This window comes from Algoriphagus antarcticus, assembly GCF_002150685.1.
Classification (GTDB): domain Bacteria; phylum Bacteroidota; class Bacteroidia; order Cytophagales; family Cyclobacteriaceae; genus Algoriphagus; species Algoriphagus antarcticus.
The window spans coordinates 1-11,704 of record NZ_MSSW01000061.1 but is presented as its reverse complement, the minus strand read 5'-3'; the positions used below and the strand labels follow the sequence as shown (position 1 = coordinate 11,704).

Sequence of the window (11,704 nt, the reverse complement as noted above, 5' to 3'; positions counted from 1 at the left end):
TAGTAATAGTAGCTTGCTATTTAAGCATTCCACCTTTGAATTAAGATAATTTACTTAAGCATAGTTTTACTATCAAATTTTTTTTAGAAATGGATTGATTTATAACGTGTCGTCATAACTTAAAAAGTCTCTAAATAATTCACACTTTTTTCACCTACGCCCTTATGGATACTTTCTGGATTCTTGATATAGCCAACCTTGTCAAAATAGAATCAGTTTCTCTTTCTTCATCTAATGTCTTAATTAGGATTTCCGCAATATCTTTAATTTCCATTTTTACAGCAATCTTTACTAATGATCCATAAGAAGAGATTTTGTAATGTAGAACTCTTTGGCTGGCAATAATTATATCTGCATCTCTTAACATAGAATCGGCAGCAGTATCATCTATAATGGTTCGCGCTTCTTTCAGAAGTCCTTCGATTTTATGACATTTTTTTGGATGAGATTTCACCTGAAGATTTTTAAATACTTCTTCCAGCCGATTTACGTGTTCCTGAGTATCTTCTAAATGCTTGTAAATTGCGTGTGAAATTTTGTGACAAGATACACCTGAGATAATTTTGGGTAATACTCTTGCAAGATGCCTTTCTGCCCAATAAATTTTTTTTATCAGATCAATAAAAAGTTGCTCGAATTCCTGAGTTGAATATTTTGCTTGAATTATCATAACAGTTGCGTGAGGTAGGTTTATTCTATAAATCAGAATATCCAAATTTATTGCCAACCAACTTCTATAATAAAAATCCACCTTTTTACTCTATCTACGCTGTAGTCTGCATATTTATGGTTTTGAAACGTATTTTTTTGATTCTCAATTTGTACCGAGATTCCACGATTTGAGCATAAAAATCTCCTATGACGAACGCTAATTGAGAGAAAATCATCTTTTTCATTCAGCTGATAACCTATGCGCATGCATTGATATGCTTTTAATTAAAGTTGATCTGATGATATTCTGATACTTATTGTCACCTTTAATTTTTGATTGTATTAGGAGTATTTCGCGTTTTAATCAAGACGGCTGTAAAGCCATGTTAACCATAAATAATTGCGACTGATTTCACACAAACCTTATTGGTCGATTTGACTACATTTAAATCCTAGCTTATAATATGTCTTTACGGTAGTTTTTGCAGAAAGGGGTTCTTAAGTTGGCTCAGTTACTTGGGTGAGGTAGTCTTGTACTTCTCATTTAGGTTTTGAACTAGATGCAGACAAGACTTTTTCCTATATATACCAGGTTATGGAAGAACCAGACAAGACCCCTGACCGAAGAAAGGCTGACCATGCCTGATTGTAGTTTGAACTCTGTATTTACTGGCAGAAAAGCGGGTACATAAATTCCCCAATAATAGGATCTTGCTAGCTCTCATTTTACCAAACATGAATTCATTAATCTCAGAGAGAATTTTCAACATTATCGGGATTTTTAAACCCAACATGATTATATCTTGAGCGCTCAGAAAGTGAAAATGTAGTAATTGGGGCAGTTATGGGTGATGGCAATAGATTTGAATATCACTAGATACTAACCAAAAAAATAACTATCATGGAAAATCCTGACTATCACGAAGTCTCTCCAAAGAAAGAGGGCAAAATCGCTAAAGCTATCGAACATCAAACTGCAAAAATCCCTTCAGATATTTTCCTATGGGCTGCTGTAGGTGCTATGGTAGCATCCTTGGGTCTTAAGGTGGCTAAGCAAAACCACACTGCATTATTTGTAGGCCAGTGGGCTGCACCGTTTTTATTATTCGGTGTTTATAACAAAATCGTAAAAACTGAAGGGTCGGAAAGGGACGACGAGTAACTCCCTTTTAATAAAATAAGATTGGAAAGAACGTCGGAAATCAATATCCGATAAGTTTCTACGTGCGTCTTTTATATCAGGTAGATAATCTACATGAATGACGCGTCGGAATTTCTATTATTTAAAAAATATAGAGCTTTCAATCCCATATAAGCCTGTAAAGAATTTCTTTACAGGCTTTTTTTAATGTTGAGAGTTTAATCAATCGAAAAAATACTCTTTTTTGGTCATGGATTATCGCCTGTAAGTAGTGAAGAACTGATGAATAACGATACACGCCAGAATTCTACATAAAAATATACTTGCTTGACTTCTGACAGAAATGGATGACGGTAAATACCATTTTCAATACACGGACGATTATCAGAGGGATCATCGGGATGATTATCACCTTTTCTATGCCCGTATGACAAGCTGAATATAAGAAAGCGAAAATTCTCCAAGCAGGATTTTTTAGAATTCGGAGCTGAGTTGGAGCTAACAGAAAGGCAAGTAGAAAGAGTCTTTGCAAGATTTGAAAAAAAGAAGTCCAAAGTATTGGATTTAATCAGCCATTCATTTATTTCAGATGCGGTGCAGGAGGCTTATTCAGGGGTTTTGGGGGAAAGGTTTGGGAGATTGGCTCCCAATGAATATAGATAAGTCGGATTTTTGTGAAGCATTACAAATAGGCAAGAGACTAATGCTTTAGGACAAGGTGACTTAATTTGATGAAGACTGTATGATCATTGGCTATGTCTTAGCTGTGTGGCATATCGTCCCTATCGAAGTTTAAAGGGTTAGCACTACCCAGTAAAATCAGGGCAGTGCTCTTTTTTTTAATTAGAAACTAATCCTACATCATGAAATCAAAGCACTTAAGGATACGACTCCTTTGATTCCTGTGTCTTGGATCTCCTATAAAGAACTGGTACCTAACTGAAAGCTCATGTGCTCCTTTGGTTTGAGAACCAATATTTGAAACCATAAAATCATAGCTATATCCTATTACCATTCCTGATTCCAGTTTTAGCCCAAGCATGAATATGATAGAGTCTTGATTAGGCATATCTCTTAAGCCTGGAATTCCTCTGTAGCTTATTCCTGAAATAACAGATCTGTAGAGTAGTTGGGTGCCAATGTCTATCTGCTGGAAAGCTCCCTGCTTCTTATAGTTAGCCATTATCGAGGCCATGTTATCAAACTTGGAGCCGAAGTACTGGTTAGCTCCCAATGGAAAGTTCCATCCACCATGTACGCTCCATTTGATTGGTAAGTATCCATTTTCATCATCAGGATAATAACTCAATTGAGGTTCATTGACATGATGAAAGGATGACCCCAACCAAAAGTTCTTATTGGTGAGCAAACCTCCAAAGGATAAATCTAAATACGAGTATGGATCAAAATCAGGAATATTGTCCATCGTAGCGGTGCTTATAGTTCTATTGAAAAGATCCACCTGATCACCAAATACAAGGTTATCCAGTGCAGCACTTCGTCTTACTATGGATGCTTGGGTTCCCATTCTGAAATTCCATGAATCTGCTATCTGAAGGTTGTAGGAGTAGTAGAAGGAAACATCAGAAGTATTGACATTAAAATTGGTCTCTTGAAAACTATTGACTGAAACACCTATCCCACTCCTAAGATCAAAACTATAATGGTCAAAGTATGCTGAATAGGCATTGAAATCCTGTTCCAAACCAGGCCATTGTTTTCGGTAGTTAACTCCAACACGGGATAATTCTGTACTTCCTGTCAAAGCAGGATTCAGATACAAGGGCGCAGCATAGAACTGGGAGTAATGAAAATCCTGAGCCGTGGAGACCGTTACAAATCCAATAGCAAGTAGGGTAGATAAAAATAGCTTTCTCATTTCAGTAGCATAAAAAGGTCTGTAATTGTCTGAGTTCTGCCGTCCAGCGTTTTGAATCGTAGTTTGTAAACATAGTTTCCTGGAATAGAAGGCTCACGGTTAAGGTTGCCATCCCATCCCTGAGAACTCAAATCAACAGTATGATAGATGGTTTCACCCCATTTGTTCAATACCCAAAACTCTAAGGATTCAATGCCTACGAACCTTGGGAAGAAATAATCATTGATGCCATCACCATTAGGCGTGAATACATTTGGAACAACTAAGTAGTAGTCGAAGACACTAATCTTCTTCCTGACTTCCACGGGACAACCAAATACATCAGTGACAGTCAACACTACCTCATAGTCTCCTTCTGCTGCATAAGTATGCTTAGGATTTTCATCAAAGCTTTCTGAGCCATCACCAAAATCCCAGTGGTAAGTTAAAATCTTTCCAAATGATCTATTCCAGAACTGAATCTCAAAATTGACCAAGTAGGAGTTGTATTGATCAAAAGCCGCTGACTCAATATCTGCCTTGGCGATAGTTTCTGTATTCTCAACGTCAAATGACTGAGTTGTTACACACCCCTTCCTGTCTACTACAGTCACTTCATAATACCCAGGCTCAGTAGTAGTCATGGTTCTTTGATCAGCAGATATTAAACCGCCAGACCATGATATGCTATAAGGAGCGATACCACCAGATATGGTGATGTTTATCTCATCTTCTATAAATCTCGGTTCACATTGGACTTTGCTACTCTGGAATGCTGTAATAGCGAGTCCAGGTGGTCTTTTCACTTCAAAGACCTTATTTATCGTGCAACCTGAAGCATCGGTAATAGTCGCTGCATATTGTCCTGATGTTATTCCCAATAAGTTTCCACTTGTTTGCCCATTGCTCCATTTAATAGCATATGGTGGAGTTCCGCCAGAAATACCCAATAGAATCTCACCACTCTGAGGGTTATCGCAAGCCAATGCATCAGTAATTTTAGGTTCCACGGCTAACAGCGCTGGTTCGACAATATTGAATTCACTTCTTATTTCACAATCCGTTTGATCTTTAATAGTAACTGCATAGAATCCTGCTGATAGGTTGAATAGATCTTCAAGCTCAGCCCCGTGATCCCATCTGATAGTTGTTGCGCCAAATCCACCTTGGAGGTCAAGCTTAATAATCCCATCTTTCGCTCCAAAGCAGGTGATATTGTTAACCTCAGGATCAACTCTAAATAGAGGAGCATCTTCAATAGTGATTGTTTGTGATCTGATACATCCACTTTGATCAGAAACTGTCAAGGTATAATCGCCGGGACCCAAGTTGTCAAAACCACTTTGGGAAGATCCAAATGACCAATTTATAGTATAAGGAGGCAAACCACCACTAACATCCAAATCAAGGGATCCGTCATTAGCACCATAGCAACTGATATCAGTCTTCGTATAATTGATGACAATTGCAGCAGCAGGTTCTGTAATTTCAATACCTGTAATAATTAAAGAGCATCCATTTGCATCAAATATAGTGACATCATATGTTCCTGCAGGAATAGCCGATAGATTTTGAGTTATAGAAGGAAAAGGAACCCCATTTCTTATCCAATCAAATTGATATGCTTCTGCTTCTACTCCGCCAGTCACTGCTAATTCAATAGCTCCTGATTCGTCTCCAGCGCATAGCACATCCGTAGTTGAAACCACTGATGAAGTGAGTTTCGTTGGTTCCTTAATTTCAAATGATTTTGATAAGGAACAGCCAAACTCGTCTTCCACCTTAACTTGATAGATTCCAGGGGTAAGGTTTTCAATAGTAGAATTGGCTGAAGTAAACCCATTTGGACCAGTCCAAGAGAAAGCAAAGACCCCGTTCCCTCCTGAAGGATTGAGTTTGATGAAACCATCGCCCTCACTAAAGCAACTGATCTGATATCCGCTGAAATCTGAAATATCTTCAGCTATTGTAATCGATGGGTTGACAGTGATTCTGTAGGTTTTTGGTGCTCCAGAGCAAATTCCTCCAGAGCTGGTTTTTACGCTCACTTTATATTCTACAGTGATCGGAAGTCTGGTAGGATTTATTAGGCTCTGAACGGGAATCGTTGCGCTCGTTCCTGACGTTGTAACACCTTGCACACCCTTCGGGTCAGCTGTCCAGGTGAAAGTCGCTCCGGACACATCTGAAGTAAATTTCACTTCTTTTGATTCAGATCCTGTACAGAGATTTTGATCTTCTTCTGAAAAAGTAATAGATGGTGCAGGCTGGATGGTGACTAGCAAAGCAAAATCTTGACCAGTACAAGTACCAATTGTAGGAGTGACTGTGTAGGTTACATCAAGAGGAGTATTCGTACTGTTTTGTAATTGCTGTTTTATTGAGGTTTCTGCTAGAGTTGAATTTGTAGCTCCAGTTATTCCTACTGGTGAAGTAACTGTCCAAGTGAATTTAGAGCCAGAAACTACCCCGGAAGGCTTAAAGTCAAATCCTTCGCCACTGCAAATTGTCAGTTTATCACCTAGATAGGAAGGCTCAGGATTTACAATGACAGTGTAATTGGCTGGAACAACCGTACAGTTACCTTGGCTGGAATTAGGGATAAGTGCGGTGTAAATGACTTTGATTTGTTCACCAGTTGTATTTGTAAGTGTTTGTATGGGGATTTCATTAGTTCCTGAAACAGTTACTCCTGATGCTCCATTTGCTTCTGCTGTCCATGTGAAAGATTCTCCAGAAGGTGAAGAGTTTAATGCTATCGCCTGTATTGATTCACCAGAGCATATTTCCTGGTCTGGAAGGCTAAATTGGATAGTTGGAGCAGGGTTTACAGTGATGACTACTTGCTCTGAAGTGATACATTGAGTGTCTTGATCAGAAACAGTAAGAGTATAGGTTGTCGTCTGGTTAGGTTTAACTTTAATGTCTGCCGCCGTAGATCCGGCAATAGAACTTGATGGGCTGTTGGTCCATTTGTAACTATACTTTCCACTTCCTTCAGTTACCAAACCCTTCAGTTCAATTTCTACTCCTTTGCAAATTTCCTGATCTTGCCCAATGTCAATCTTAGGAGGGTTTGCAACTGAAAACGTCTTTTCAGCTATGGTAGTACCACATCCTGAGGTGACTTCTAACATTATCTTTTTTACACCAACTGTACTAAATGCCACTGGTCCCGGATCAAGGGAGGTGGATGATGAAGGAGTTCCGCCCTCAAAAGTCCATTTATAGGTTGGAGTATCAGAACCACACGCACTTACTGTTGCTTTAGGGGTAAAGGTAGTCGGCCCACAACTATCCTGCATTGGATCAAGAAGGATAGCCGGGGGAGCAGTGATAGTTACTTTTTCCTTTTGCGTGAAGGAGCCACAGCTTACGGTAATAGTAAGTGCTATGGTGTAAATTCCAGGTTTATTGAATATGAAACTTGGACTTTCTGAATTCTTATCAAATCCCGAGGCAAATGCCCAACCAGAGTTTGATCCACATCCCCCATTAGTGTAACTGATACTCCAAGTATAAATTGGCTCACCGCTTAATTCAGGGATTCCTACTGTGTTGGATGTGTTTGTAGCTTTGACTGTGGCAGGTCCACAAACCTCAGTTTTATCTAAGGTAAAAGATGGTTCTGGTTTTGGAATAACGACAATAGTCTTAGTCTCTTCCCCTAGTCCACATCGGTTACCTGTCATCAACTTGACAGTGTATGTGCCTGGAATAGTGAATGTGGGATTAATAACTTCTGAACCAGATGTCCATGAGTTTGGCTCTGACGGATTGGGCTGATTTCCTAGACTTCCACTAGACAAAGTCCAACCGGTCTCAGGAAAAATCTCCCAAACAAATCTTTTATTCACATTACAACTGCCATTGATACTTACTTCGCCTGTAAAATCTGTAATATTTTCAATTTTTACAGTTTCATCTACACAAACAACATCTGAAGATATCTCTATTTCTGGAACTGCGGGTTCAGAAACATAAATTGGAAGTACGGAAGCTTGGGAAAAGGAACATGGATTTGCCGCTACGATAGTTACAGAAAAAAAGTTAATTAACCCACTTCCTTGTGATCCACATGAGCCATCTGTGAAAATATGCGAAACAGATGCCGGGGGAGGATGGGTAAAAACTTCAGGAGGTGACCCATCCGAGAAATTAACCGTATAGATAGTTCCATCTGGATTATTTGCTGGTACTGAAATCGGAAATGTAAGTTCTTCTCCTACGCATACATTTGTGTTTCCTGGAGTTCCCAAACCTACTGAAGGGTTTGAGCCAATAAATACCCCGAACTTTCTACTAACCTTGCATCCATTAGACGGTGTTACAGTGTAGGTAATATTATATATACCTACAGAGTACGCATGTTTTAACTCAGTCCAATTAGCAGCATCGAACAATGGGCTTCCATCCCCCCAGTCAATTTCATATAAAATATTGTTTTCGGTTGGTGCCTCTGCATTGTAGAATGTAAACTCAGAGCTTTGGATGTCGCAAACAATAAAATATTGAACGTTGTTAAAAGTGGTTACTGCTTGATCACTTTTTAAGTTTAGAGAGGGAATCTCTTTTACATTTATGGTTTTTGTTACACTTTTGACTACCTCATCTTTGTCCTTTACTGTGAGTTTTACATCAAAGGACTCAATCCCATTCCCAGTGGCTGAAGAAAAGGTGTGCGTTGGATCTTTCGAAGTTGATTTTTTGCCATCTCCAAAATCCCATTCATAGGTCAATTCATTTCCGGTAGAGGCATTGGTGAATTTAACAGGGACATTTGCACAATTACCATTGGGCGAAAAGGTAAAGTCTGCCACAGGATCAACACCCACTCCTTTCAAAAGCAAAGGATTAAGAGTTAACCAATCCCGTCCTGCTCCAAGGATCGTTAAAGAGACAATCAGCCCAAATAGAAAGAAACCAAGGGCAATCCCTCGTGTCAACTTATTTACCATGAAAAACGAAATTAACCTGTGACCTACTACTTTTTAACGATCTCCCCACAACCCTTTTTCTTGTGCCCTGGCTTTTTGCTCAAGCTCCACGAAAAGATCTACATATTTTACATTAGGTGGTTAGGTTGCTGCCATTGCATATCCTTCTTCCAGTAAATGTGCATTTAAGAATGTCCCATCCTCCAAATAGATATAGGCAAGTGTTCTCTGGTACCTGTCATTTCGTGCACATCATATTCAAGTCTTACCTTCTTTACTGTAGGTAATTGACGCACATTTTCTGACGCTTCTTTACCAAAGTACTCGATTTTAGTTCTGCCAGTATTTCTCGATTCAGGGGTATTCATACCAATAAATCGAATCTTCTCCTCCTTCCCATATGGGTATTTCACCCAAAATGTATCGCCATCCACGAACTTAGCTATCTCCAAATAGGCTGTCTGATCTTGAGAAGGTATTGATCCAAAGAGGAAAACTATGAGAAATAAAATGGTAATTGATTTGATAAACTTCATTTTTAAAAGCTTGAAGAGTTTTTTTGAAGACACAAAATAGGAATTAGTTTAATCTAAACGATACTTCAGAACATAGTTTTCTGAAATCGACAGGAATTGACGAGAAAAGTTAAAGGGTAGTTGTTAGACGTTCTTCATTTCAAATGATTAAGTAATGTGAGGATACGGAATCTTGACAGTTGAAAATTTATAGGATCGAAGATCCAAAGACACATTGAATTCTGGTTTTCGGTTTTCCGTCTTCGGTCTTCGGTCCCCATGAGCAAAGAAAATAAGGTTACTGGCATCATTGCGGGTACCCAAAATATTCATTTAGAAAATGAGTAAGATATTCTTACTTCTAGTATCCAACCAATCAGACTACTCCAAGATTTAAAAGTCTTAAATAGTTGTTTTTTTACTTGGTTCGAAATACAGATTTTCATTTATTTAATCATAGTATATTAAAGGTCTGCTATCAATAGAATTTCTAAAGCACAAGATTGTGGATTCTTTTAACTAGGTCATTAAATTTTATTTTTATGAATATTTCTAGACAAGCAGGTTTCCTTCTATCCACAGCGATTTGTATGGATGTGTTTTTAACTGGTGGTACGGCATCCCTTGCAGGTACAGGAATCGCGGCCATACTCCAGTCCTTACCTAATGTAGGTGGAAATGTTTTATGTGGTTTGGCAACAAATCACCTCTCCAAAGAACCTAAACTGAACAAGCAGCTGGAGGAAGCATTTCAAAAAACTATTTCTAAAACTATTGAATCCGTAAAGAATGATTTTATTGAAAAAAATAGTTTCAAAACGGATTGGTGGAGACTGAAATCTATAGAATATGGTTTTTCGATTCCTGATCTGAATGAGAATTATACCCTAAATAAGTCTTTGGAAGAGCACTTTTTCTTGCCTTTGGAAAAAGCGCTTCAAAATGAGAAACGGATCAAAAAGATCCTAGAGGCTAATCAGCAACTTGATCCGGCTGCTTTGATTGAGAAAGTATTAGAGTCAGAAGCCATTTATCTTCCAGAATTCAGGAAGGAGCACGAAGAGGGTGTTCGCAAAGCTCTTATTGATGGATTCAGGGATCGCTTCCGCTTTCATTTACTTCAAAATCTCCATAATAGCGAACCCGCCCGAAAAGCTTACCAGACCCAGCTCCTGGAAAATTCTGTCACCTACCTAGGTAAGATTGGTCAAAATGTAGAAAGCTTATTGGATATTGTTAATCTTCTAGAGGCGAAGCTGACAAGCATCGAAAAAAGTGTTCTGGAAAGTAGAGAAAAAGCATCAGCTGAATTTTTAGGGCTTCGGAATGAAATACTGGAGCAGTGGGCACTTAAACTAACCCGCAATCAGGTACGGAAAACAGATATCCGCGATCAGTTTTCTTTCAAGAGCCTTTACACCACATTTCAGGGGAGATACCATGCTATCGAGACACTGACAGATTTTTTGATGGATGAAAGAAAATTTTTGTTCTATGCCATCAGTGGGCTTGGAGGAGCCGGAAAAAGCCGGTTGGCCAATGAAATATGCCTCAGGGCGGGAGAGATTAGGTGGATAGCAGGTTTCAGTGATCAGGATAAAAACCAACACTTTGATTGGGAGTCATTTAAGCCAAGGGCTGCTACTTTGGTTGTGTTGGATTATGTCAAAAGTGAGAAAGAGAAAGTAGGGAGTATTCTGGAGACTCTAGCATCTCTTGCAGAGCAAGATAAATTTGAATACAAAGTACGGGTGATTCTTTTGGAGCGTGAGTTTGATAAAGACTTAAGGCAAAGTCTTTTTAATACCAAAACGCGGTCTCATTATTTTTCATATGTTCTGAATGAAGAAGAAAAGCCCTATGACCTAAGTGAATTGGAGGAAGAAGCCCGCTGGGAAATCATTAAGCAAGTGATCAGCGAATCTGATGAACAAGAGATATTAGCCTCAATTATTGCCAGAAAGCAAGAAATCCTGACAGAGTTGGATAAGCAGGATCCAGAGAAAAGGCCACTTTTTGCTTTTTTTACCGCTGTAGCTTTGCGGGAAGGTGAGGATATTACTGGCTGGAACACCAACGATAACCTCAGCTATCATTTGAATCGTTTGGAATCAAAAGTCTGGGGTCAAAACAAACTCTGGGCAGATGAAAAGCTACGAAGCCCACTAAAGAATATGATTTGGCTAGCGGCGATTTTAGAATATTTAAGTTTTGAGGATATAGAGAAAATACGCGAGAATAGTTTGTTCAAAAAACTGGCAGATCAATGGGAGGATGCATTGTTCTGGGAGCAATTGGAATCATTGTTTAAGCTAGATGGGTCTAAAGATCAGCAAGATGGTATTCCGGGTCTAAAACCGGACCTGCTGGCAGAATTTTTTATCTGTAAACACATAACAAATTTGCAAGCAATGCCCATTCTGAAAACACAGTTGTTTAGCCTGTATGACCTTGCTTGGCAGATTGCTCCTGAAAGGGTATGGTGGATGAGCTGGCTTACTTTTTCAAATTATAGTGAGCGGGAAACGAAGAGCTTATCGCATTATATACAGTGGTTGAAAAATGATTGCGAACACAACAGCCTCCATCTAGGGACTCTTTT

The 11,704-nt window shown here is 38.9% G+C and carries 7 protein-coding genes; 2 read left to right on the top strand and 5 right to left on the bottom strand.

Annotated elements, in window-relative coordinates; translation table 11 throughout:
- Window positions 1-154 precede the first annotated feature (154 nt).
- Window positions 155-751 (bottom strand): DUF892 family protein, encoded by a 597-nt coding sequence (locus BVH04_RS18935; protein ID WP_140160618.1) that lies wholly within the window; start codon window positions 749-751, stop codon window positions 155-157.
- An 801-nt stretch (window positions 752-1,552) separates the two neighbouring features.
- On the opposite strand from BVH04_RS18935, the gene BVH04_RS18920 reads away from it, so the two are divergent.
- Window positions 1,553-1,813, top strand: coding sequence for a hypothetical protein (locus BVH04_RS18920; protein WP_086543042.1), 261 nt, complete (start codon window positions 1,553-1,555; stop codon window positions 1,811-1,813).
- Window positions 1,814-2,648: 835 nt separating this feature from the next.
- On the opposite strand, the gene BVH04_RS18915 is transcribed toward BVH04_RS18920, so the two are convergent.
- From BVH04_RS18915 to BVH04_RS18905, 4 genes are all read right to left on the bottom strand, one after another.
- Window positions 2,649-3,671, bottom strand: coding sequence for a PorP/SprF family type IX secretion system membrane protein (locus BVH04_RS18915; protein ID WP_086543041.1), 1,023 nt, complete (start codon window positions 3,669-3,671; stop codon window positions 2,649-2,651).
- Window positions 3,668-8,608 carry a PKD domain-containing protein gene (locus tag BVH04_RS18910; protein WP_086543040.1) on the bottom strand — a complete coding sequence of 1,647 codons (4,941 nt, stop codon included), beginning with the start codon at window positions 8,606-8,608 and terminating at the stop codon, window positions 3,668-3,670. Before BVH04_RS18910 ends, BVH04_RS18915 begins: the two co-directional genes overlap by 4 nt.
- A 120-nt stretch (window positions 8,609-8,728) precedes the next feature.
- Complete coding sequence (locus BVH04_RS26195; RefSeq protein ID WP_240510984.1) at window positions 8,729-8,794, bottom strand: hypothetical protein; 66 nt, start codon at window positions 8,792-8,794, stop codon at window positions 8,729-8,731.
- A complete protein-coding gene (locus BVH04_RS18905; protein ID WP_240510981.1) occupies window positions 8,773-9,123 on the bottom strand; it encodes a thermonuclease family protein in 351 nt (116 codons plus the stop codon). Before BVH04_RS18905 ends, BVH04_RS26195 begins: the two co-directional genes overlap by 22 nt.
- A 521-nt stretch (window positions 9,124-9,644) precedes the next feature.
- Here BVH04_RS18905 and BVH04_RS18900 point away from each other — a divergent pair.
- Window positions 9,645-11,704: hypothetical protein (locus BVH04_RS18900; RefSeq protein ID WP_140160617.1), on the top strand; the 2,060-nt coding region annotated here is incomplete at its 3' end.